Annotated in this window: 25 protein-coding genes, 1 tRNA gene and 1 pseudogene; 8 read left to right on the top strand and 19 right to left on the bottom strand. The window is 55.4% G+C overall.

All coding sequences use genetic code 11. The features are described 5' to 3' along the window. The first annotated feature begins 9 nt into the window (after window positions 1-9). The 3 genes from gmd (at window position 10) to RHM65_RS17015 (ending at window position 3,371) form a co-directional block, all read left to right on the top strand. The gene (gmd, locus tag RHM65_RS17025; RefSeq protein WP_322164802.1) at window positions 10-1,107 is read left to right on the top strand and encodes a GDP-mannose 4,6-dehydratase; all 1,098 of its coding nucleotides are present in this window, start codon (window positions 10-12) and stop codon (window positions 1,105-1,107) included. A 10-nt stretch (window positions 1,108-1,117) separates the two neighbouring features. Further along, window positions 1,118-2,059 (top strand): glycosyltransferase family 2 protein, encoded by a 942-nt coding sequence (locus RHM65_RS17020; protein WP_322164803.1) that lies wholly within the window; start codon window positions 1,118-1,120, stop codon window positions 2,057-2,059. 91 nt (window positions 2,060-2,150) lie between these two features. After that, on the top strand, window positions 2,151-3,371 hold the full coding sequence (locus RHM65_RS17015; protein WP_322164805.1) for a hypothetical protein: 1,221 nt from the start codon (window positions 2,151-2,153) through the stop codon (window positions 3,369-3,371). 24 nt (window positions 3,372-3,395) lie between these two features. Here RHM65_RS17015 and RHM65_RS17010 read toward each other — a convergent pair whose 3' ends face one another. Then, on the bottom strand, window positions 3,396-4,472 hold the full coding sequence (locus RHM65_RS17010; protein ID WP_322164807.1) for a glycoside hydrolase family 5 protein: 1,077 nt from the start codon (window positions 4,470-4,472) through the stop codon (window positions 3,396-3,398). 14 nt (window positions 4,473-4,486) lie between these two features. On the opposite strand from RHM65_RS17010, the gene RHM65_RS17005 reads away from it, so the two are divergent. After that, a complete protein-coding gene (locus RHM65_RS17005) occupies window positions 4,487-5,221 on the top strand; it encodes a WecB/TagA/CpsF family glycosyltransferase (RefSeq protein ID WP_322164809.1) in 735 nt (244 codons plus the stop codon). A gap of 100 nt (window positions 5,222-5,321) precedes the next feature. On the opposite strand, the pseudogene RHM65_RS17000 reads toward RHM65_RS17005, so the two are convergent. After that, window positions 5,322-5,884 (bottom strand): annotated as a pseudogene (locus RHM65_RS17000) (hypothetical protein). Window positions 5,885-5,915: 31 nt separating this feature from the next. Here RHM65_RS17000 and RHM65_RS16995 point away from each other — a divergent pair. Continuing rightward, the gene (locus tag RHM65_RS16995) at window positions 5,916-6,821 is read left to right on the top strand and encodes a PhzF family phenazine biosynthesis protein (RefSeq protein ID WP_322164810.1); all 906 of its coding nucleotides are present in this window, start codon (window positions 5,916-5,918) and stop codon (window positions 6,819-6,821) included. Between the two features lie 104 nt (window positions 6,822-6,925). Here the strand turns inward: RHM65_RS16995 and RHM65_RS16990 are convergent. The 9 genes from RHM65_RS16990 to thrS form a co-directional block, all read right to left on the bottom strand. Continuing rightward, a tRNA-Pro gene (locus tag RHM65_RS16990) sits at window positions 6,926-7,002 on the bottom strand. A gap of 88 nt (window positions 7,003-7,090) precedes the next feature. After that, window positions 7,091-7,447 carry a MerR family transcriptional regulator gene (locus RHM65_RS16985; protein ID WP_297841348.1) on the bottom strand — a complete coding sequence of 119 codons (357 nt, stop codon included), beginning with the start codon at window positions 7,445-7,447 and terminating at the stop codon, window positions 7,091-7,093. Continuing rightward, window positions 7,428-7,730, bottom strand: a complete 303-nt coding sequence (ihfA, locus tag RHM65_RS16980; RefSeq protein WP_002553164.1) for an integration host factor subunit alpha — start codon at window positions 7,728-7,730, stop codon at window positions 7,428-7,430. The genes RHM65_RS16985 and ihfA overlap by 20 nt, the downstream gene beginning before the upstream one ends. 3 nt (window positions 7,731-7,733) lie before the next feature. Further along, complete coding sequence (pheT, locus tag RHM65_RS16975; RefSeq protein ID WP_322183829.1) at window positions 7,734-10,112, bottom strand: phenylalanine--tRNA ligase subunit beta; 2,379 nt, start codon at window positions 10,110-10,112, stop codon at window positions 7,734-7,736. Window positions 10,113-10,148: 36 nt separating this feature from the next. Further along, on the bottom strand, window positions 10,149-11,165 hold the full coding sequence (gene pheS, locus RHM65_RS16970) for a phenylalanine--tRNA ligase subunit alpha (protein ID WP_322164813.1): 1,017 nt from the start codon (window positions 11,163-11,165) through the stop codon (window positions 10,149-10,151). Between the two features lie 105 nt (window positions 11,166-11,270). Beyond that, complete coding sequence (gene rplT / locus RHM65_RS16965; protein WP_322164815.1) at window positions 11,271-11,627, bottom strand: 50S ribosomal protein L20; 357 nt, start codon at window positions 11,625-11,627, stop codon at window positions 11,271-11,273. 28 nt (window positions 11,628-11,655) lie between these two features. After that, window positions 11,656-11,850, bottom strand: coding sequence for a 50S ribosomal protein L35 (gene rpmI, locus RHM65_RS16960; RefSeq protein WP_003442181.1), 195 nt, complete (start codon window positions 11,848-11,850; stop codon window positions 11,656-11,658). Between the two features lie 59 nt (window positions 11,851-11,909). Further along, window positions 11,910-12,461, bottom strand: a complete 552-nt coding sequence (gene infC, locus RHM65_RS16955) for a translation initiation factor IF-3 (protein WP_296251578.1) — start codon at window positions 12,459-12,461, stop codon at window positions 11,910-11,912. Next, complete coding sequence (gene thrS / locus RHM65_RS16950) at window positions 12,461-14,383, bottom strand: threonine--tRNA ligase (protein ID WP_322164816.1); 1,923 nt, start codon at window positions 14,381-14,383, stop codon at window positions 12,461-12,463. The genes infC and thrS overlap by 1 nt, the downstream gene beginning before the upstream one ends. A 381-nt stretch (window positions 14,384-14,764) precedes the next feature. Here thrS and RHM65_RS16945 point away from each other — a divergent pair, with 381 nt between their 5' ends. Together RHM65_RS16945 and RHM65_RS16940 are read left to right on the top strand one after the other, a co-directional pair. Further along, window positions 14,765-15,070 (top strand): hypothetical protein, encoded by a 306-nt coding sequence (locus RHM65_RS16945; protein WP_322164817.1) that lies wholly within the window; start codon window positions 14,765-14,767, stop codon window positions 15,068-15,070. Between the two features lie 277 nt (window positions 15,071-15,347). After that, complete coding sequence (locus RHM65_RS16940) at window positions 15,348-15,560, top strand: cold-shock protein (RefSeq protein WP_322164819.1); 213 nt, start codon at window positions 15,348-15,350, stop codon at window positions 15,558-15,560. 75 nt (window positions 15,561-15,635) lie between these two features. Here RHM65_RS16940 and RHM65_RS16935 read toward each other — a convergent pair whose 3' ends face one another. Continuing rightward, window positions 15,636-15,950 (bottom strand): I78 family peptidase inhibitor, encoded by a 315-nt coding sequence (locus RHM65_RS16935; protein WP_322164821.1) that lies wholly within the window; start codon window positions 15,948-15,950, stop codon window positions 15,636-15,638. Between the two features lie 154 nt (window positions 15,951-16,104). Beyond that, a complete protein-coding gene (locus RHM65_RS16930) occupies window positions 16,105-16,410 on the bottom strand; it encodes a hypothetical protein (RefSeq protein ID WP_322164823.1) in 306 nt (101 codons plus the stop codon). A gap of 165 nt (window positions 16,411-16,575) precedes the next feature. Here RHM65_RS16930 and RHM65_RS16925 point away from each other — a divergent pair, with 165 nt between their 5' ends. Beyond that, the gene (locus RHM65_RS16925; protein WP_322164825.1) at window positions 16,576-16,770 is read left to right on the top strand and encodes a hypothetical protein; all 195 of its coding nucleotides are present in this window, start codon (window positions 16,576-16,578) and stop codon (window positions 16,768-16,770) included. A 40-nt stretch (window positions 16,771-16,810) separates the two neighbouring features. Here the strand turns inward: RHM65_RS16925 and RHM65_RS16920 are convergent, their stop codons facing one another. From RHM65_RS16920 to RHM65_RS16895, 6 genes are read right to left on the bottom strand one after another with little or no spacing between them, the layout of a single operon-like run. Continuing rightward, window positions 16,811-17,839: a nucleoside hydrolase gene (locus RHM65_RS16920; RefSeq protein ID WP_322164826.1), complete on the bottom strand. Its 1,029-nt coding sequence runs from the start codon at window positions 17,837-17,839 to the stop codon at window positions 16,811-16,813. A gap of 45 nt (window positions 17,840-17,884) precedes the next feature. Next, on the bottom strand, window positions 17,885-18,289 hold the full coding sequence (gene rbsD, locus RHM65_RS16915) for a D-ribose pyranase (protein WP_322164827.1): 405 nt from the start codon (window positions 18,287-18,289) through the stop codon (window positions 17,885-17,887). Then, window positions 18,286-19,206 carry a ribokinase gene (gene rbsK, locus RHM65_RS16910; RefSeq protein ID WP_322164828.1) on the bottom strand — a complete coding sequence of 307 codons (921 nt, stop codon included), beginning with the start codon at window positions 19,204-19,206 and terminating at the stop codon, window positions 18,286-18,288. Before rbsK ends, rbsD begins: the two co-directional genes overlap by 4 nt. Before the next feature lie 53 nt (window positions 19,207-19,259). Further along, a complete protein-coding gene (locus tag RHM65_RS16905; protein WP_322164829.1) occupies window positions 19,260-20,282 on the bottom strand; it encodes a LacI family DNA-binding transcriptional regulator in 1,023 nt (340 codons plus the stop codon). Between the two features lies 1 nt (window position 20,283). Continuing rightward, window positions 20,284-21,291, bottom strand: a complete 1,008-nt coding sequence (locus RHM65_RS16900) for an ABC transporter permease (RefSeq protein WP_322164830.1) — start codon at window positions 21,289-21,291, stop codon at window positions 20,284-20,286. After that, complete coding sequence (locus RHM65_RS16895) at window positions 21,288-22,841, bottom strand: sugar ABC transporter ATP-binding protein (RefSeq protein ID WP_322164831.1); 1,554 nt, start codon at window positions 22,839-22,841, stop codon at window positions 21,288-21,290. The genes RHM65_RS16900 and RHM65_RS16895 overlap by 4 nt, the downstream gene beginning before the upstream one ends. Window positions 22,842-22,847 lie beyond the last annotated feature (6 nt).

Here is a 22,847-nt window from a genome sequence, read left to right as displayed (position 1 = left end):
ATTAATGACATGGAAAGAAAGCGCGCATTGATCACGGGCATCACCGGTCAGGACGGCTCTTACCTGGCTGAGTTGTTGTTAGAGAAAGACTACGAGGTGCATGGCATCAAGCGCCGCACCTCGTTCTCCAACATTCAGCGCATTGATCACTTGCATCGAAATCCGGAGTTGGTTGATCGGTTTTTCCTGCACGACGGCGACCTCAGCGACACGTCCAGTGTGATTCGAATCATGAACCACGTGCAGCCCGACGAGGTGTATAACCTTGCCGCCCAGTCGCACGTTGGCGTCAGTTTCGAATTGCCGGAATACACCTCCGATATCGACGGCATGGGCACGATGCGACTGTTGACGGCGATCCGCGAGCTAGGGCTTGAACACACAACCCGCTTCTATCAAGCGTCCACTTCCGAACTGTACGGCTTGGCGCAGCAAGTGCCGCAAACTGAGTCCACCCCGTTCCATCCACGTTCGCCCTACGCCGTGGCCAAGCTTTATGGCTACTGGATCACGATCAATTACCGCGAATCCTATGGCATGTATGCGTGCAACGGAATTTTGTTCAATCACGAGTCCCCCCGGCGCGGAGAGACCTTCGTCACCCGGAAAATCACCCTTGGCCTGGCCAATATTGCGTTCGGCCTGCAAGCCTGCCTGACCTTGGGCAACCTGAATTCAATGCGTGACTGGGGGCATGCCAAGGACTACGTGCGCATGCAGTGGATGATGCTGCAGCAGGAGCAACCGGAAGATTTCGTGATCGCCACTGGCGTGCAGCATTCGGTTCGCGAATTCATTACTTGGTCGGCTGCGGCTATGGGTGTTCGTCTGCGCTTTGAGGGCGAAGGCGTGGACGAACACGCCATCGTGGTAACGATTGAGGGCGACCTGGCGCCGGCGATAGACGTCGGCGATGTGATCGTACGCGTTGATGCACGGTATTTCCGTCCGGCCGAAGTCGAGTCGTTATTGGGCGACGCAACAAAAGCCGCAATCAAGTTGGGTTGGGTTCCAGAGATCAGCGCTCAAGAAATGTGCGCCGAGATGATGCATGAGGACCTCAATGCCGCCAGGCGTACTGTCATGCTCAAGAACTCCGGTCTTTGAGGCATTCACCATGAACATTAACACCGTGTGCGCTATTGTTCTCAACTGGAACGGCGCTGAGCAGACCCTAAGGTGCGTCCAGTCTCTAGAGGCCTGCAGTTCGATTCCCATCGTCATCATCGACAACGATTCGCAGCCCGAAGACTATCAAAAGCTGGTGGCCTATATGACCGGGCAAGATCCTCAACGGGCGCTGATTACCACTCAAGAAGAAATCAAACACCTCGACCGCACCTATTCACGCTGCCTGATCAAGAACAACCGTAACGCGGGGTATGCAGGCGGCAATAACGTTGGCATTGATTACGCGTATCGAGCCGGTTATGACTACTTCTGGGTCTTGAACAACGACGTCACGGTAGAAGCAGGCGCACTTGAAGCGCTGCTTGAGACGATGAAAAGTAACCCGTCGTGTGGGTTTAGTGCTTCGGTGTTGGTCTATGCCGACAACCCGAACAGTGTTCAATGTGTGGGCGGGGGAACGGTGTATCCGTGGTTGGGCAAGACTAAGTTGATCGGTAAGAATTTGGATCGCTCGCGACTGGAACAGGCCTTATTACCCACGCCGGACTATTTAATGGGGGCGTCGATGATGGTCGCGCGCGAGGTTGTTCAGCGCGTGGGGCTCATGGACGAGCGTTATTTCATGTATAGCGAAGAAGTCGACTGGCAACGCCGGGCAGCGGTAGAAGGCATTGGTTGTCAGGTGTCACTGCGCAGTTTTGCGCGTCACGCAGACAGTGGTAGCACTCAGGGTAAGAGCCACCTTTTTCACTTTTATCGAAACCGCGCCGCGATTATGTATAACCGCAAATTCCATTCCATGACCTGTTGCATTGTGTCATCGCTGGCGCTGGCATCAATCACGGTGCTGCAAAACCGTGGAAGCCTGAAAAATATTCACTATGGCCTAAAGGGCATCAGCGAAGGACTGACTTTTTCCTGGCGCTGATGATGAATACCCGGCCCCTCCCCCACGGGTTTATCCACGAAGGTATAAGGCTGTGATCCGGACGCTGTTCTCCTACCGAACCCTCTTATTCATGCTGCTGTTTCTGAACTCGGCGTGTTTGTTTTTGACCGAGAACAAGAAAGCCGGGGTGCCCTATTTGCGTGAGGTATTTATCGTCGCCATTGTGGCGTCCGCCTTTATCCTGCTCGTGATCTGGAAACGCGCACAACAGTCGCGGGCCAGTTTATGGGTGTTGTGTTTCGGATTGCTGTTACCGGCCTTATCGGCACTGCTGGCCAACATCAAGTTCGGGCAGCCCCTGATCTTTGGCTTACTCGAAGAGCGTCGCAGTTTTCTCTACCTGCTGTTCTTCCCGGCCTTGTATTTGATGATCAAGGCCCGGCCTACTCAGGAAGAACTGGAACGGTTCTTTTTGTGCTGCGGGTTGGCGTGTGTCGTCGTCGGTTATCTGTATTACGTCGGTGTGATTCCAGAGAATAACGACTTTGCCTTTACGGTCGACGAGAAAGACTATGGGCTTGATCCTCTGCGGCCCAATCGGTTCGGCATCGGCGCGCCTTACGTCAGCGCCTGTGCCTTTATGTTGATGTACCGCCTCAAACGCCGCTTCTCGCTGATGACGGTGTTGTTACTGCTGCTGTTTGTCTCTTACTTGTGGTTGGTTATTCAGACTCGCAACACCATGGTGATTTGGGCGTTGGCGGGGGTGTGGATTTTCCGAAGCCAGTGGGGCGTGCTGCTCAAAGTGGGCATCGCAGTGATCGGGATTTTACTGGTGGCCTATTTGATCCTGCCGGAGGCCTTTTTTACCGAACAATATGCCAAATTCAACGCGCTGTTAGCGGAAGCAACCAGTGACGGCGGCGTGCGCAGCACCACGGCGCACATCGTGCTTGGGGAAGTAGCTCAGAACTTTTACATGGGCATGGGCGCCTTGTCGTTGCAATGGCAGAACGGCTTTGCACGGATCTACAGCTCGTACTTCTACCTGTCCGATGTGGGCCTGTTGGGTGTGTACTACCGCTATGGTTTCCTCGCACCGATCATTGCGTTGATTTACTACATCGGCTATTGGCGAATCATGCGTCAATGCCGCAACAAAGCTGATCTATTGAGTGCATTGCAACTGGACTTCGCGTTCAACTGCATTAACTTCTTTCTCTCGGCATCGATCATGTATGGCGGCGAGATGGCGGGGTTGGCGATTGCCGGTTTCGTTTACTTTGCCCAGGTATCCGTGGCGCAGGAGCGGGTAGAGACTTCTCCTGCGTGGCAACCTATAAGCCCATGAAGTCGGTTCCCTGTGGGACCGAATCTACAGAGGGTTTGGGGCAGGACCGTAATCAGTACACTTCGGGGCTTCAAGGTATTTGGCGAGCACCGGCCATTGCGGGCGGTCGCGGCCATTTATTGGCTCGACGGCCAGCCTGTATTCACCCCATGCCTCGCCCGCTGACCAATAGGCCACTGGCACGCACTGGCTACGCAGGAAGCCGAGCAAGCGATCCGTCGCCTCGAGCCAGCGCGGGTCATCGTCGGGAATGCCCATTTCGCCAATCTGGCCACGACGGCCATTCTTTTGCAGCCACGCAATAAAGGGTTTGACCCGCTTGACCCCGACATCGGGGTCGATGTGCGGGTCTTTGCGCTTTTTGTAGTCACCGCCTGCGTCTTCGTCCATGTACAAATGCGCCGAGAACACTAGGTGATTGGCCGGGTCTTTCAGTGCCAGTAATTCATCGTTGTATTGCGGCCAGCGTGAGGCGCTGGACCATGATCGGCCTTCAACAATGATCAATCGCCGTGGGTCCACCGTGCGAATAGCATCAATGCCCGCCTGCGCCGCTTCAGGCCAAATCGCGTCGGACTCATCGTGGGGCTCGTTCATCAGGTCATACGCATACAGCGCCGGATTGGAATGCCAGCGCTGGGCGATGTGCTGCATCAATTGTCGATAGTGGTCGACAGTGACCACGGGCCCACCGATGACCTGGTTTTTGTAACGCGCGGAATTATGCACATCAAGAATGACGTCCACGCCCTGCTGGCCGGCCTGGTCAAGCATTCGGTCAATCAAACTGGCATAAGTGCCGTCCAACTCGCCGCCCAGAGTAGGTTGCAGGCGCTCCCATTTCACCGGGAAGCGCACCCTGCGAATGCCCTTGGCTTTCCAATGGGCGAAGAACCCCTCAGAAGGGAAAGAATAGTTGGTGCCGTTTTTTCCAGGCCACACCCCGTCCGCAAACTCGGCCCCCGAAACATTGATTAACACCATGGGCAGCGAGGCCGTCTCGGCACGCGCAAGCGCCCCGTGAACAAGAGTCCACATCAGCGCAAAAGCCGTTACAGCGCCCATCGTCGGCGATGAATGACGGTGTGCCTGACTTTTCATTAAGGAGCCATCCTATGAACGTGTTTGGAATTGAGTTCTATCACGGACAACGGCAACAACTCATCGAAGAGCTAATCATCCTGAGTCGCGCACCTTTCAGTTATATGGTGACCGCCAACGTCAACCACATCGTGCTGCTCGATCATGACGAGCGGTTTCGCGATGCGTACCAGCATGCCAGGCATCGAATCTGTGACAGCCGCGTTTTGTTTCCGTTATTGCGACGTTTCAAAGCTGAAGTTGCCGAGCCGATCCCCGGCAGCACACTCACCCGATCGATGATGTCCATCGCGCAGGATCGACGTTGGACGGTCACGGTGCTCGGCTGCGAAGACGACGTTATTGCGACACTGAAAATCAAGTACCCGTCGATCACGTTTTATCACTTCAACCCGCCCATGGGCTTTATTGATGATCCGCTCGAAGTCGAGCGCTGCGTGGCCTTCATCCGACACCACGAAGCGCATATGACGGTGTTGTCCGTTGGCTCGCCTCGCCAGGAAATAGTTGCCGCTGAAGTGCTGGCGCGGGGCGGTGCCATGGGCTTTGGATTGTGCGTGGGTGCGTCGCTGACGTTCTTGTCTGGCAAAGTCAAACGTGCACCGAATTGGGTACAACGGTTGTCGTTGGAATGGTTGCATCGGATGTGCACCGAGCCCAAGCGTTTGGCCGGACGTTACGCAGTCGATGCCTACCGGATACTGCCGATCATCGCGCGGCAGTTGCGAAAGCATCATTGGGATAGGTAAGGCTGAGTGTAGAACGGCTACTGGTTTTTGCACGGAAAGCTGTCGATAACGCGGAACGATTTCGCCTTGGTTCACGTGCAAAAACAGCATAAGTGCCCAGTTAAATTACGGGGTTAGCGGTTTCTTCAGTCAGCATTTTAGGTGCAGCAATTTTCGGCTGATCGTTGCGTTCATGAACATGACGATGAGACGTGCGATCAATGTTCAGGCTTAACATTTGCGGACGGCTGTAGTGACCGCGACTATCCATCTGGCGTTTGCGTTTTCAATTTCAAAAAAGTCGATGTCCGCGATCACCTCACCTTCGCCCTCGGTTATCGAACCGACAACTTCGCCTTGTGGGTCGATGATCGTGGTGTAGCAACACCCGGAGATTGGACCGATGGCGCAACCGGATGCTGACTTCCATTTGACGGGTGAACAGGTCGCCGGCGAACGATCATCCGTAGGGGCGGACGGCACGACTACGGCTTGGTCCAGCAACCTGTAGTGCTCAGAGCCTATTTCAAACGGCGTCTGCACGAAAGAGAAGTACGGGTAGTACGCAACGATGGTTTCCGGGAAAACGGCGAACTGAACGCCCTTTTCACCGAGTTCAAGAATCTTGGCGACGACCTTTACAACAGTGCCTTTGTTGATCCCTGGCGCACAACACAATAGGATTTAGATCAACATACAAAAAAAGGAACAGTCGATGAATCGTCGTTACGTGACCGCAGATGTATTTACGGATACGCGGTTCCATGGCAATCCACTCGCAGTGGTGTTGGACGCTGAGGGGTTGTCCACGCGCCAAATGCAAACCGTTGCTGCCGAATTCAACTACGCGGAAACCACTTTTGTGCTGCCGCCTACAGCCGCAAAAAATACGGCGCGTATCAGAATTTTCACCCCGGTTCGGGAAATGCCCTTCGCGGGCCATCCGAATATAGGCACCGCGTATGTGCTGGCACATCAGGCGGAAAAAGAGGGGCGTTCGTTGCCGGACAGCATCACTCTTGAACAAATCGCAGGTGAAGTGCCCCTTAGGTTTCTCAGACAAGGCAACAACGTCGTCGGGGCTGAGCTTGTCACTCCGACGCCATTCATATCGCTTTCAACCGTATCTGCACAAAATGCCGCGCTGTGCTTGTCGCTCAGCGTGAACGATGTCCTGACTCACATCCACACCCCTCAAATCGCGTCAGTCGGCATGCCGTTCTTGATCATGGAACTGATGTCGAGAAATGCGTTGCGAGCCTGTGTACCCAACCTGAGTGCGTTCAAATCGCTGTTCCCCTTAGATGGCGCTACTGCTGTTTATGCCTACACGCGAGCAGTTCAGGACTCGGCGTCAGCCTGCGAAATAGAAGCCCGGATGTTTACCATTCGAATGACAGAGGACCCCGCAACTGGGGGCGCAGCAGCCGCACTCGCCGCATTGCTGTCCAAGGTTCAAGGCGTGGACGATCTGGAGTTGATGATTGCCCAAGGTACAGATATTGGCCGACCCAGCCTGCTGCGCACGGCGGTCCAAACAACCGCGAAAGGCGCGTTCGTCAGGCTTGGAGGGGAATGTGTGAGGATGATGGAGGGGGTGTTTTTTTTGGAGGGTGAATAGGAAAATTGCGAAGGAGAAGGCTTTAGAAGTCGACGGATGACGCAATACTCACGCACATGAAAAAGCCCAATGCTGTGAACATTGAGCTAAGTCATTGAAAAATATGGTCGGGACGGAGTGATTCGAACACTCGACCCCTAGCACCCCATGCTAGTGCGCTACCGGACTGCGCTACGCCCCGACTAGGCGTGAATCTTTTATTCGCGTCTGCGAAAGAGGATCAGGAATATAGCCTAAGCGTTTGAATTAATAAAGTATGGGCTGACCAATTACTTGCGCAGCACACCCAGTACGTCTTCCAGCTCTGAAATCATCTGGCGGATCATTTGTTTGTACTGGGTCGTGTCGTCCTTGGCCTCATCACTGGACATACGCAAGCGCGCACCGCCAATGGTGAAACCTTGGTCGTAGAGCAAGGCGCGGATCTGCCGGATCATCAGCACGTCTTGTCGCTGATAATACCGGCGATTTCCACGCCGTTTGACCGGATTGAGCTGAGGAAATTCCTGTTCCCAATAACGCAAGACATGCGGTTTGACCGCACAGAGCTCGCTGACTTCACCAATAGTGAAGTAGCGTTTGCCTGGAATGGGCGGTAGCTCGTCGTTATGACTTGGTTCCAGCATAAGCCTCAACTCGGGCCTTCAACTTCTGCCCTGGACGAAAGGTGACCACACGGCGAGCCGTAATCGGGATTTCTTCTCCCGTCTTTGGATTTCGACCAGGCCGCTGGCGTTTATCGCGCAGATCGAAATTGCCGAAACCGGACAATTTAACCTGCTCGTTGTCTTCCAACGCGTGCCTGATTTCCTCAAAGAACAGCTCAACCAGTTCCTTGGCTTCCCGTTTGTTCAGGCCTAGCTCTTCATACAAGCGTTCGGCCATCTCAGCTTTAGTCAGAGCCCCCATACGCTACTTCCTTAACGTGGCGTTTAACCTTTCCTCGAGAGAGGTGAGGATATTATGCGTTGTCGCATTCACCTCATCGTCATTAAGAGTGCGTGATGGATGCTGCCAGGTCAAGCCGACTGCAAGACTTTTTCTATGTGGATCAACACCTTTACCCTGATAGACGTCAAATAGCCTGAGGTCTGTGAGCCATTCGCCTGCATTTTCACGGATTACATCCAATACTGCGCTGGCAGCGACGTCGCTATCAGCAACTAACGCGAGATCACGACGCACTTCCGGGAAGCGTGAAAGCTCCTGGAATTTCGGCAGATGACCCAAGGCGACTTCAGCCAGCAGCAATTCGAAGACAAACACGGTGCGATCAAGACCCAAAGCTTTCGTCAACTCAGGGTGCAGCGCGCCGATAAACCCGACTTCGCGACCGTCACGTTCAATCCGGGCGGTCTGCCCAGGATGCAGCGCAGGGTGCTGACCTGATGTGAAAGTGAAGGCGTCAAGGGCACCAGCAAAGCCGAGCACTGCTTCAACATCCGCTTTAATGTCGAAGAAATCGACGGTATCCCGACCTTGCGCCCAGCCTTCAGGCAGGCGGCTGCCGCAGATGACGCCAGCAAGCATGGGTTCTTGCTTCAAACCGTCCAACTGACCGACAAACCGCAGGCCGCTTTCGAACATGCGCACGCGGTCTTGCTGACGGTTGAGGTTGTGCTGCAAGGCTTTGACCAGACCTGGCCACAACGAGGACCGCATGGCAGCCATGTCGACCGAAATCGGGTTGGCCAGCAACAAGGGTTCGACGCCAGGGTTGAACAGCTCGAACCACTTGGGATCGATGAAGCTGTAAGTGATCGCTTCCTGATAACCACGTGCGACCAATAAACGACGCAAAAGCGGCAGATCCGCCTGCGCTTCAGCTTTGGCTTGTGGCGCCAAACGCGCCTGCGGATAACGAACCGGCAGACGGTTGTAACCATACAAACGGGCCAACTCTTCGATCAGGTCCACTTCCAGACTGATGTCGAAGCGGTGACTAGGAACCTTAACGAGCCATTGACCCGCGATGCAGGGGGACACGCTCAGGTCCAGGCCGACGAGCAAACGCTCGACTTCAACCGGGTCCATTTCCATACCGAGCATCTGGGTAATACGGTCGGCACGTAGGACAACAGGGGCGATCGATGGCAGGTCTTTCTCGCTGACCGCCTCAATGATCGGGCCTGGCTCACCGCCAACGATTTCCAGCAACAGGCCTGTTGCGCGCTCCATTGCCTCGCGGGCCAATTGCCAGTCAACGCCACGCTCGTAGCGGTGCGAAGCATCGGTGTGCAGGCCGTAGGAACGAGCTTTGCCCGCGACCATGATCGGATCGAAAAACGCAGCTTCCAGGAATACATCTTTTGTCTTGGCACTGACACCGCTGTGCTCGCCGCCCATGATGCCGGCAATGGCCAAGGCGCGGTCGTGGTCGGCAATGACCAGTGTGTCTGCCCGCAAGCTGACTTCCTGACCATCCAGCAGAACCAGCTTCTCGCCCTCTTCGGCCATTCGCACACGAATGCCGCCGTTAATTTCGGCGAGGTCGAATGCGTGCAACGGCTGACCCAGCTCAAGCATCACATAGTTAGTGATATCGACTGCGGCATCGATGCTGCGCACGTCTGATCGGCGCAGGCGCTCGACCATCCACAACGGCGTTGGGCGCGACAGATCGACATTACGTACTACTCGCCCCAAGTAACGAGGGCACGCGGCAGTGGCCAACACTTCTATTGGACGCACTTCATCGTTTACAGCAGGCACCGCAGCCACTATTGGGCGCTTGACCTCAGCGGCATACAATGCGCCAACTTCACGCGCCAAACCCGCCACCGACAGGCAATCGCCACGGTTAGGGGTGAGGTCAACTTCAATGCTCGCATCGTCCAGTTCAAGGTAGACGCGGACGTCCTGCCCTACTGGCGCATCGGCGGGCAGCTCCATCAAACCATCGTTGCCCTCGCCTACTTGCAGCTCGGCAGCGGAACACAACATGCCGTTGGACTCCACGCCCCGCAGCTTGGCCTTTTTGATTTTGAAGTCGCCGGGCAGTTCAGCCCCAATCATGGCGAACGGAATTTTCAAGCCAGGGCGCACGTTCGGCGCGCCACACACGATTTGAAAGGTTTCGGCGCCATTGCTGACTTGGCACACGCGCAATTTGTCGGCATCCGGGTGCGGCTCGGTGCTCAACACCTCGCCGACTACCACGCCGGTAAACTCGCCGGCGGCCAACGTAACGCTGTCGACCTCAAGACCGGCCATCGATAGACGCGCAACCAGTTCGTCGCGGGATACTTGCGGGCTTACCCAGCCACGCAGCCATTGTTCACTGAATTTCATCCTGCTCTCCTGAAAGATTCGTTACGAACGTGCGACCTAGCGAAATTGCGCGAGGAACCGCAAGTCGTTGTCGAAGAACAGACGCAAGTCATTCACGCCGTAACGCAGCATGGCCAAACGCTCAACGCCCATGCCGAATGCAAAGCCCTGAAACTCTTCGGGATCAATGCCGGACATCCGCAGTACGTTCGGATGGACCATGCCGCAACCCAAAACTTCCAGCCAGCCGGTTTGCTTGCACACACGGCAACCTTTGCCGCTGCACATCACGCATTGAATATCGACTTCTGCCGACGGTTCAGTGAATGGGAAAAACGAGGGGCGAAAACGCACCGCCAGTTCTTTTTCGAAGAACACCCGCAGGAATTCCTCGATGGTGCCTTTCAGGTCCGCGAAATTGATATCGCGGTCAATCAGCAACCCTTCAACCTGGTGGAACATCGGCGAATGGGTGATATCCGAATCGCAGCGATAAACCCGACCTGGGCAAACGATGCGAATAGGCGGTTGCTGCGTTTCCATGGTCCGCACTTGCACCGGGGAGGTGTGGGTGCGCAAGAGCATGTTCGCATTGAAATAGAAGGTGTCATGCATTGCCCGCGCCGGGTGGTGGCCGGGGATGTTGAGCGCCTCGAAATTGTGGTGATCGTCTTCGACCTCAGGACCTTCAGCAATGCCGTAGCCAATATGAGTGAAGAATTGCTCGATCCGCTCCAGCGTTCGGGTAATTGGGTGCAAACCTCCAGAGGTTTGGCCGCGGCCCGGCAGGGTCACATCAATGCACTCAGCCGCGAGCTTGGCGGACAGTTCCGCTTGCTCCAACGACGCTTTACGCGCATTGAGAACCTCTGTAACGCGCTCCTTGGCGACGTTGATCAACGCACCGAATTGTGGACGCTCTTCAGCCGGCAAATTCCCCAGGGTCTTCATCACCTGAGTCAACTCGCCTTTCTTGCCAAGGAACTGAACCCGAATTAGCTCCAGGGCATTAATGTCTTCAGCGTGTTGCACGGCCTCAAGTGCTTGAGAGACCAGCGCATCCAGGTTTTCCATGTACAGACTCCAGATACGAAATAGGGGAAGAGCTTAAAAGGCTCTTCCCCTATTTATGACGTTCAACACCGAGCTCGAAAACCGAGCCCAGTGATTGTCGGGGACTTAGGCCAAAGTGGCTTTAGCTTTCTCGACAATCGCAGCAAACGCAGCTTTTTCGTTCACAGCCAGATCAGCCAGAACCTTACGGTCGATCTCGATGAAAGCTTTTTTCAGACCGGCAATGAAACGGCTGTAGGACAGACCGTTAACACGAGCACCAGCGTTGATACGAGCGATCCACAGAGCGCGGAACTGACGTTTTTTCTGACGACGGTCACGGTAGGCGTATTGACCTGCCTTGATTACCGCTTGTTTGGCAACACGGAATACGCGTGAGCGCGCGCCGTAGTAGCCTTTAGCAAGTTTCAGAATCTTTTTGTGACGTTTACGGGCGACAACGCCACGCTTTACACGAGCCATGAGTTACTTCCTCTATTCTTGACCAGGATTAGCAAAGACGCAGCATGCGCTTCACTTTCGCGACGTCGGACGGATGCAGCAAGCTGCTACCGCGCAATTGACGTTTACGCTTAGTGGACATCTTGGTCAGAATGTGGCTCTTAAAAGCGTGTTTGTGCTTGATGCCATTAGCAGTTTTCAAAAACCGCTTAGCTGCACCACTTTTCGTTTTCATCTTTGGCATGTTCGGTACTCCGCATTCAGTTGATAAACATAACCGTAAGGCCTGCCGTGCCCTGGTGGTTACTTCTTCTTTTTCGGGGCGATGACCATAATCAGTTGGCGTCCTTCCATCTTAGGATGCTGTTCGACCGAACCGTATTCAAGCAAGTCACCTTCAACCCGCTTCAACAATTCCATCCCCAGCTCCTGGTGGGCCATCTCACGACCACGGAATCTTAACGACACCTTGGCCCTGTCCCCATCACTCAGGAAACGTACCAGGTTGCGCAGTTTTACCTGGTAATCCCCTTCCTCCGTCCCTGGACGAAACTTGATTTCTTTTACCTGAACCTGCTTCTGGTTCTTCTTCGCTGCAGCAACCTGCTTCTTCTTTTCAAAGATCGATTTGCCGTAATCCATCACGCGGCAAACTGGAGGTACTGCGTCGGCAGAAATCTCTACCAGATCGAGCTTGGCTTCTTCAGCAATACGAAGCGCTTCATCAATCGAGACGATGCCAATCTGCTCGCCGTCAGCGCCAATTAACCGAACCTCGCGTGCCGAGATATTCTCGTTGATCGGGGCCTTCGGTGCAGCTCGTTTATCTTGTCTCATTTCACGCTTAATAATAATTACTCCGAATCATGGCGACCACGCCGGGAAACCGCTTGAGCGAGAAATTCAGCGAATTGCGCGACCGGCATTGAACCCAGGTCTACGCCTTCACGTGTCCGCACAGCGACAGTTTGCATTTCGACTTCCCGATCTCCAATAACCAAGAGATAAGGAACCTTGAGCAAAGTATGCTCGCGGATTTTAAAGCCGATCTTTTCATTTCTCAAGTCAGACTTGGCACGAAACCCGCTTTCAGACAGGGTTTTTTCTACTTCAAGGGCAAAATCTGCCTGTTTATCAGTGATATTGAGGATCACTGCCTGAGTAGGTGCCAACCAGGCCGGGAAAGCGCCTTCGTAGTGCTCGATCAAAATACCGATGAAACGCTCGAAGGAACCGAGAATCGCACGGTGCAGCATGACCGGGTGCTTGCGGCTGTTATCTTCCGAAACATACTCGGCGCCCAAGCGGATTGGCAGGTTGAAATCGAGCTGCAATGTGCCGCATTGCCAGACCCGACCCAGACAATCCTTCAACGAAAATTCAATCTTGGGGCCGTAAAAGGCTCCCTCGCCGGGTTGCAGATCATACGGCAAACCAGCGATGTCGAGTGCAGCTGCCAATGCATTTTCTGCACGATCCCACAAATCATCCGAACCAACGCGCTTTTCAGGGCGAGTCGACAGCTTCAGTTCGATATCCTTGAAGCCGAAGTCAGCGTAGACATCCAGCGTCAATTTGATGAACGCGGCGGACTCAGCCTGCATTTGCTCTTCAGTACAGAAGATGTGCGCATCGTCCTGTGTGAAACCACGTACGCGCATGATGCCGTGCAACGCACCTGACGGCTCATTGCGGTGGCAAGCACCAAACTCAGCCAGACGCATTGGCAGTTCGCGGTAGCTTTTCAGGCCTTGATTGAACACCTGCACATGGCACGGGCAGTTCATCGGCTTGATGGCATAGTCGCGGTTCTCGGACTGCGTGGTAAACATGTTTTCGGCGTAGTTAGCCCAGTGACCAGACTTTTCCCAAAGGGAACGATCGACCACCTGTGGCGTTTTAATCTCCAGATAACCGTTTTCGCGCTGTACTTTACGCATGTACTGCTCAAGCACTTGGTACAGGGTCCAGCCATTCGGGTGCCAGAAGACCATGCCCGGCGCTTCTTCCTGGGTGTGAAACAACCCAAGACGCTTGCCAATCTTGCGGTGATCGCGCTTTTCAGCTTCTTCGATCCGCAGGATATAAGCAGCCAATTGTTTCTTGTCTGCCCACGCAGTGCCGTAAATCCGTTGCAGCTGTTCGTTCTTCGCGTCACCACGCCAGTAGGCGCCAGACAGCTTGGTCAACTTGAACGACTTGAGAAAGCGTGTGTTCGGCACGTGGGGGCCGCGACACATGTCGACGTATTCTTCGTGGTAATACAGGCCCATGGTCTGTTGCTCGGGCATGTCTTCAACCAAGCGCAGCTTATAGTCTTCATGGCGAGCCGTGAAAACCTCGATGACTTCTGCTCGCGGCGTAACCTTCTTGATGACGTCGTAATCTTTTTCGATCAGCTGCTGCATACGCAATTCGATTGCAGCCATATCGTCTGGCGTGAACGGACGCTCGTACGCGATATCGTAATAGAAGCCGTCATCGATCACGGGGCCGATAACCATTTTGGCCGTCGGATACAGTTGCTTGACTGCGTGCCCTACCAAGTGAGCGCAAGAGTGGCGAATGATCTCCAGCCCCTCTTGATCCTTGGGCGTGATGATTTGCAGGCTGACATCGCCCTCGATGAGATCGCTGGCGTCGACCAGTTGACCGTTGACCTTGCCGGCCACGGTGGCTTTGGCCAGGCCGGCACCGATCGACAGTGCTACCTCGGCTACGGAAACCGGATGATCGAACGAACGCTGACTGCCGTCGGGAAGAGTAATGGTGGGCATGGCGCCTCCTCTCCTAGTGGTGACCCCTACCAAAGGTCACGTGGGTTGGGATGAGCCAGTACAAGATCCGGCGGTATGCCTGCCTCACAGTGGCAGGAGCCCGAAGGCCAACCGTTTAACCGAACCAGAGTGACTGGAGTGGAACAAACAGGTGTGCAGCAAATAAAGCGATTACAACGACCAACTGAGCAGTTGCTCGGCCACCCGCGGATATTCAGGCGCGCATGCTACCACACATGTTCACGAAGGACGCCGCGACATGACTCAAATCCGCAAAGACAACCAAAAAAGAGCCTTACACTGAACTAGAAGAAAGAAACGACCCTCAGATGTTGGGTGAACGTTGTGACACAAACCCCTCATCACAAGGAGTATTCAAGCATGCGTGTTTATCGCTTATTCACTCTCGCCGCTTCCCTCGCGATGCTGCTGCCTTTCGGCGCACAGGCTGCTCAAGCCGTTTGGCCAGGTGGTGGACGCGCTGAGTTCGTCAACGACTGCGTGAGCATCGCCAGCAAGAATCTTGGTCAGGCGTCGGCTCAGGCGCATTGTGATTGCGGTGCGGATACCGCAGAGAAAAAACTCAGCCCCGCCGAAATGAAGGTGCTTGATGACCAAACGGACATCGGCCGAGCTGCACGTGCGAAGTTACTCAAAGAAGTCGATACTGCATGCCCGAGAAAATAGATTATTCAATCGGTGAATGGGGCATTACTCGCCCGAACTTCAGCTTTTTCCACTTTTTTTACGATAAAAGTGGATTTTTTTAAACAGTCTAAATTGAGCGAAGGCCCCGTAGAACGGGGCTTTTAACCATCTAACCACGTACCTGAGGTGTATTGCGTGTGTAAACAGTGCTGCGAAAGCGCTCTACATCCAAACATTTCGACTATGATAGCTCGGTGTGCCCAGTTGGCCTGAGCAGCACAGTACTACTGAAAAATTATGTTCTTGGAGATACACCATGTCTAATCGCCAAACCGGCACCGTAAAATGGTTCAACGATGAAAAAGGCTTCGGCTTTATCACTCCTCAGGGTGGCGGTGACGACCTGTTCGTACACTTCAAAGCTATCGAAAGCGACGGTTTCAAAAGCCTGAAAGAAGGCCAGACTGTTTCGTTCGTGGCTGAGAAAGGCCAGAAGGGCATGCAAGCTGCTCAGGTTCGCAGCGAGTAATTTCCCCTCGAACTAAAAAAACCCCGTCCACGTGACGGGGTTTTTTATGGGCGAACAAAAGCGCCCTGCCCGCCATTAGCCGCAATTGACGCGAGTGATCGTCGCCGAATCATCCGCATTAACATTCAGGCGATCTGAACGGTATTCGAGCGTCACGATAGTATCGGGCTTAAGCAGTCGAACGCTCCAGGCGCCGGCCTTGATCCGAGCTTGCTCCAACAGTTCGGGTGATGCTTTCTTACCCACGGCGAAATTAGCGGCGGCAGCGTTGCAACTGCTGCGCCCCTCCTCCGTGACTCCCGGGTCCTGGGCGGGCATTGGTTTCGTGCCACACCCAGCCAGTAAGGCTGCTGCGACCACAACACCAAACGATGCAAACTTCCAAGGCATACAACCTCCTTTCAAATAACGGTATCGAGCCGTCCTGCGACAGCGTCCAAAAGGTTCTGCTGCAAAGGCTGTCACTGCTGAGCTCCGCCTTCGAAGCCGGGAAGTCTGCCTCAGCCGGTAATCGGGCGCGCAGCCCAATCGTGTCAAAACGTGTTCAGTACACATCCACATAATCAAATCGCGGATTAGCCCAGTTATCCTTTAGCGCATTGAATATCTGCATGACCCACACCGCATCACTGGCTGGAATAGGCCCTACACAGCCGGAACCTGCAGACCAGGTTTCGAGACGAAACAGCAAGCCGTCGATGTCGACCCCGCCCACTGCCGACGACGAGATATAAGCGTTACCGGCCGTGGTCACGCGCAATTGGTTATGTACCTCATCGTTGCCCGAGGCAATGAGTTGGCGCACGGCATCTAACGTGAAACTAGCAGCGTTGTTCAAATCAATGTGCACGGCGGCATCCTCGTAAATGTATCGACAAGTTTGGCATGAGCCTCTCGTCATGCCTAAGTCTGAGTGCCAAATGCTGGCCAAGATGGTTTACTGACCCGCTTTAGCGCGCAGGGTTGCAGCGAAGTAGAGGCACCCGGGCCTTTTTTTGGACCAGATGAGATCGAAATGGCAATTGTATCAATTGACGCGGACATTAAGGCCAAGTGGCCTCAGGGACAGTGCTCGTATAGCCCGGGCAGCGCTGAAGAAATGGCGATTATCGGCATAGACTTGCTGGTTAAAGAGTTGGGCACCGAAGGCGCCCAAGCGTTTGTCAGCCAGGTTTTCGAGAAATACCCTACGGGACAGGCCGGCGAGTAACGCAGCACCCAATAAGGGTTTCGTAGGGCGTATGACCGAGTTACTTCAAGCGACCCAGCCGCGCGGTCAGCAGGTCAAAGAACCCTTGGGCATCGCCGTTTTCAACCCAGAATACGTTCTTGTCTTGCTTGAGCGTGTCGTACCAATCAACCACGGTCTGGCCGAAAGTAATGCCCTCGCGAGTGTCTATCGCCAGGTTGACTTGCTTGCCGGAAAACAGCTCTGGTTTAAGTAAGTAAGCAATGACGCTGGCGTCATGTACCGGGCCACCCGGCAGACCGTAATGCACCATGTCGGCCTTGACGTATTCGTTAAGAATATCGCCGACCAACTTACCCGCTTGATTGTTTAGCGCCTCAATCTGTTTGAGTCGCGCCTCGCTGGTTAGGATTTTATGAGTAACGTCCAATGGGATGTACGTCAGTTTCACGCCGCTGGCCAGCACCACCTGCGCGGCGTGCGGGTCGGCAAACATGTTGAATTCCGCGACGGGCGTGATATTGCCACCGTTGAAGTGCGCGCCGCCCATGACGATGACTTCTTTAATGCCCTGAGTGATGTGCGGCGCTTGTATCAGCGCCAGTGCCAGATTGGTCTCTGGGCCGAGTAACGCTAGGGTAATACTGTGCGGCGGCGCTTTGCTCAAGGTTTCAATCAGGTAATCCACCGCATTACCTTTGGCCAACCCCACTTTGGGCTCATGCACCGCGACACCGGGCAGGCCTTCTTGACCATGGATGTTTTCGGCGTAAATCGGCGTGCGCACTAAAGGTTTGGGTGCGCCTGCGTAGACAGGCACTTCTTCGCGCCCCGCCCATTCCCGGGCCAACCGGGCATTGCGTGAGGTCTTATCCAACCGCACATTACCGGCCACGGTGGTGATGGCCAGCACATTCAACTCTTCAGGCGACGCCAATGCCAACAGCAGCGCCACCACATCGTCTGCGCCCGGATCGGTATCGATGATCAGGTCGCGTTTTTCGGCGGCCTGCACAGCGCTAACACTGAGTAAGGACAAAAGCAGGACACTCCGAACAAGTTGTTGCAGGTAGTGGGTATAGCGTGACATGTGAAGTTCCCTATTCAAACGCGCTTACTACTTGAGCATCGCCTTTTAGAAGGTGACGCCTGCGACAAGAGCGATATTGGTATACGGCTGGCATTCACCCGTGCGCACGATGGCTCGTGCCGAACGGCTCAGTTTTTTTAGCTCATCATGACTGACCGAACACTGCCGGCCCAAGCCACCCTGGAGGTGCAGGCCTTCAACGACAACCAATGCCGGAGGTTGTTTATCAAACATCTCCTCGGCAATCACATGGCTCTCGACCTGCATTTCTGTCAGGACGATCCGCAACACGCTGGCGAAATCGGGAATGCCTGGGGTCAGCGCCAAATCGATAAGCTCGACACCCGGCGGCACCGGCATCCCGGCATCGACGATCATCAAGATGTCGCCATGGCCCAACGAAGCGATAACCCGCGACAAAGCGATATTGAGCAGCGGTGTCTTTTTCATGGTTGATGAAAACTCTGAACGTCATTGAAGTGGGGGATGGAAGGTTGTGCTCCCGCCCGCGTGACCGACAAGGCCGCAGCAATCTGACCAAACTGGATGGCCTGAGCCTCGCTCTTGCCCTGCGCCAATGCCGCGGCAAAACCACCGACGAAGGTGTCGCCCGCCGCAGTGGTGTCAACCGGCTGGACCTTGGGCGCCGGAAAATGCTGAACACCTTGACCGTCGGCGAACAGCGACCCCTGAGCGCCCAAGGTGATGATGACTTTTGCGACGCCCGCTTCGAGCAGCTTGTTCGCGGCTTTTTCGGCGGATGCCAGAGAGTCCACCGCCAGCCCGCTCAATGCAGCGGCCTCGCTTTCATTAGGAATCAAATAATCGATCATCGGCAACCAGGCGCTCGGCAATGGACCCGTGGCCGGTGCCGGGTTAAGGATGACAACCTTGCCCAATTCACGACCGCGCTTGAGGGTGTACGCGACGGTGTCCATCGGGACTTCAAGCTGGCAGATGATCACGTCGGCCTGAGCCAGTTTGGTGTCAAAGCCTGCTAATACCTCAGGGGTTAACCGCCGGTTGCCACCCGCCACGATGACAATCGCGTTCTGGCTGCTGGCATCCACCACGATGAGCGCGACGCCGCTGGAAACACCTGTCGCGATGGTCACCGCCTCACAATCAATCTGTTCAGTCAACAATGCGGCACGCAGCTGTTCACCATACGCGTCGTCCCCGACGCAACCCACCATCGCGACGTGGGCGCCCAGCCGTGCCGCAGCCACCGCTTGATTGGCACCTTTACCGCCCGGCACGGTGGTAAACGATTCACCGGCCAAGGTTTCACCTGCACGCGGCAGGCGTTGCGCCCGAGTGACCAAATCCATGTTTAAGCTGCCCACTACCACTACGTTTGCTTGCATGCGTCAGCACTCTTTGATCCGTCTTAACGGCTATCTGTTTACGGCTATCTGTTTCAACGAAAGGCGTTGAAAACAGTGGTTGGCGGCGCCGTGGACTCCCGGATAACGATACTCGGCGCCACGATGCGCTGCTCAATGGCGGTGTCGGTTGGGGCAGAGATGCGCCGAAGCAGCACCTCAGCAGCCATTTCACCTAGTTGCAAAATTGACTGGCCGACCGTGGTCAGCGCCGGGTAAACAAAGCGGCTCATTTGGATGTCATCAAAACCAATCACCGACAGGTCGCCGGGCACCCGCACATTGCGCTCGGCAGCCGCCCGTAATACGCCGATACCTATCATGTCGTTACCGGCAAAGATGGCCGTTGGCGGGTTGTGGTCTAACAAGCCAACCGCCGCCTGGTAGCCGCCCGGACTGGTAAAATCGCTCTCCACCACCCACTCTTCCGGCACGACCACCTTAGCTTCAAACATGGCCCGGCGATAACCGGCCAGACGCATCTGCGCGACACTGGTTTTGGCAGGCCCGCAGATGCAGGCTATATGCCTATGCCCCAGCTCCAGCAGATGACAGGTGGCCAGATAAGCCCCCAATTCGTGGTCGATTCGCACCAGATCAGCAACGATGCCCTCCAGATCACGGTCGACCACCACCATGGGCGTACGCACCGCTGACAGGCCTTCGTCCATGCCGATGCCGCCGCCCACAGAGGAGACGATCAAACCGTCGACGCGTTTTTCCAGCAGTACGCGCAAGTAACTGCGTTGCTTGTCTGGGTTATCGTCGGCGTTGCACAAAATCACGCAAAACCCGTTGCGCTCGCAATAGTCCTCAATGCCCCGCGCTAGTTCAGCGAAATACGGGTTGCTGCCATTGGGAATCAGCAAGCCAATGGTCGAGGTCGCCTTGGCCTTGAGCGACCGGGCGACGGCGCTGGGTACGTAGTCGAGGGTAATGATGGCCGCCTCGACCTTGATCCTTACTTCGTCACTAACGGGCCTGGTTTTGTTCAGAACGTGGGACACCGTTGTGTAGGAAATCCCCGCCAGCGCAGCTACATCCTTGATGGTCGACATATCAAGCCTGCCGACGTGCGCGGTTGCTGCGGTAGGTATCCAGCACCACCGCGACGACAATCACCGCGCCGGTAATAATGCGTTTGGTCGGTTCAGTTGCGCCGATTTGCGCCAACCCGGCGGCCAGCACCGAGATAATCAAGACACCGAAGAACGTGCTGATCACCGATCCACGGCCACCCATCAAACTGGTGCCCCCGATGACAACGGCGGCAATCACTTGCAACTCTAAGCCAGACCCCGCGTTTGGATCGGCGGCTTCCAGGCGTGAAATCTGGAACAGCGCCGCAACGCCGGCTAGCAGGCCCATCAGCGAAAACACCAGAATCTTGTAGGGTTTTGGATTAATCCCCGCCAGACGCACCGCCTCTTCGTTGGTACCGATTCCGATCAGATACCGGCCAAAAACGGTACGGGTCAGCACGGCCTGGGCAATGAAGATCACGGCCAGCGCAATGATGAACGAAGGCGAAATCCCAAACGCAATCGGGTTCGACAGCCAGGCGAACGCATCGCCGATATACGCAGTACGCGAGCCAGTCATCTGGTAGGCGACGCCACGGGCCATCTCCAGAACACCGAGGGACACGATAAACGACGGAATTTTCCAGGCCACGGTGATCGAGCCGGTAATCGTCCCGGCAATTGCAGCGCAAACCATTCCCAACAACGCGGCAGGCACAACGCCCCAGCCCCATCCAAGGATGGCAACGCTAACGGCGGACGCGGCCAAGGCCAGGACTGAGCCGATCGACAAGTCGATGCCGCCGATGATCAGGACGAATGTCATGCCCACCGCCAGCACCATCAAGTCGGGGATCTGGTTGGCCAAGGTGCTGAATGTTTCGTACGACAAGAAGTGATCGCTGAGTGCGGAAAACAGCACAATCATCGCGGCCAATGCGCCCGCCAGGCCCAAGTAAGTGCCAAGGCCATAATAGTTACCGCTGCGTTTTCCGGGCGATGGCACGGCCTGGTTTGACGGGGTCGTGGTGGTAGAGGGTTTCATAAGTCGTTCCTGGGCGCGGCTTCAGTCAGCAGCGCATCACGTTTTTGATAGCCGGCAAACGCGGCGGCAAGCAGTTCGTCCTGGGTCCAGGTCTCCCGTTCGAAGGTATCGATCAGGCGGCCAGCGGACAGCACGCCGATACGATCACAGATCAGCATCAACTCACGCAGATCACTGGAGACCACGACCAGCGCCCTGCCCTGGCGGGTCAATTCGCCCAATAGCGCATAGATATCAAACTTGGCGCCGACATCGATACCACGAGTCGGCTCGTCGAACAGCATCACTGTACTCTCGCGCTCCAACCAACGACCGATCACGACCTTCTGTTGATTGCCACCCGACAGCTCGGAGACTAATTGGGTCGGGCTGGAACTGCGGATGCGCATGGCATCGACTTGACGTTGGGCCAGTTGCATTTCATCGCGGCCGTTAACCACACCGCCTTTGGAGATCGACGGCATGTTACCCAGCGCGATGTTGGCGCTGATCGATTGCGTCAGCAACAAGCCTTCACCCTTGCGGTCTTCGGTGATCAACGCGATGCCCTCTTTAACCGCGTCGACCGGAGAGCGAATGGTTACCGGCCGTGAAGGAAACCCCAACGCAATAGTGCCGGTGTCCGCGATGTCAGCACCATAAATCAACCGTAACAGCTCAGTGCGACCGGCGCCGATCAACCCGGAAATGCCGAAAATCTCGCCACTTCGGACCTCGAACGACACGTCCATCACCTTGTTCGAGCGGCCCAGTCCTTTGACCGACAAGGCCACCTCGCCTATCTGGCGCGGGCCCAGGTCAATATGCTCACCCAGCTCGCGCCCGACCATCAACGTGACCAGTTGCTCACTGTTGTAATCGGCCATTGGCTCGACGCAGACCAACTGACCGTCACGCAGCACCGCAATCCGTTGTGCGACACGGGCCAGCTCTTCCAGCCGGTGGGAAATATAAATGATCGACACGCCGCGTGCTTGCAGGCGGGTGATCTGTTCAAAAAGCATTTCGACTTCACGGGACGTCAGCATCGCCGTCGGTTCGTCGAGAATCAGTACATGGCAATCGCCAATCAAGTTGCGGGCTATCTCGACCATCTGTTGATGGCCTATCCCCAACTCGCTGACCAAGGTGTCTGGATCGATAGCATCCAGTCCGACCTGAGCCATGGCCTGAATGGCGTCAGCGCGCAATTGCTTGCGATTGATCCAGCCGCCACGATTGGGCAAGTTATCGAGGAACAGGTTTTCCGCCACAGATAACGTTGGCAGCAGGTTCAGCTCTTGCATGACCATGCGGATCCCGAGCTGCTCGGCCTGGGTTCGACTGGTGGGCGCGTAAGCTTGACCCTGAAACTTCATCTGCCCCGTGGTTGGCGTAACCAGCCCACCAATAATTTTCGACAGCGTACTTTTACCGGCACCATTTTCACCGGTCAAAGCCAACACTTCACCGCGCGATAGCGTCAGGTCGATGTTGCCGAGCACAGGTTGAGCGTAGGTTTTGCCGATACCGCTGACCGATAGAACCGTCGCCTGAGCAGACGCTGACATGAGAAT

This window comes from Pseudomonas sp. CCI4.2 (assembly GCF_034350045.1).
Classification (GTDB): domain Bacteria; phylum Pseudomonadota; class Gammaproteobacteria; order Pseudomonadales; family Pseudomonadaceae; genus Aquipseudomonas.
Note: the sequence above shows the minus strand (reverse complement) of the source record. Positions and strands in the feature narration are given on the sequence as shown.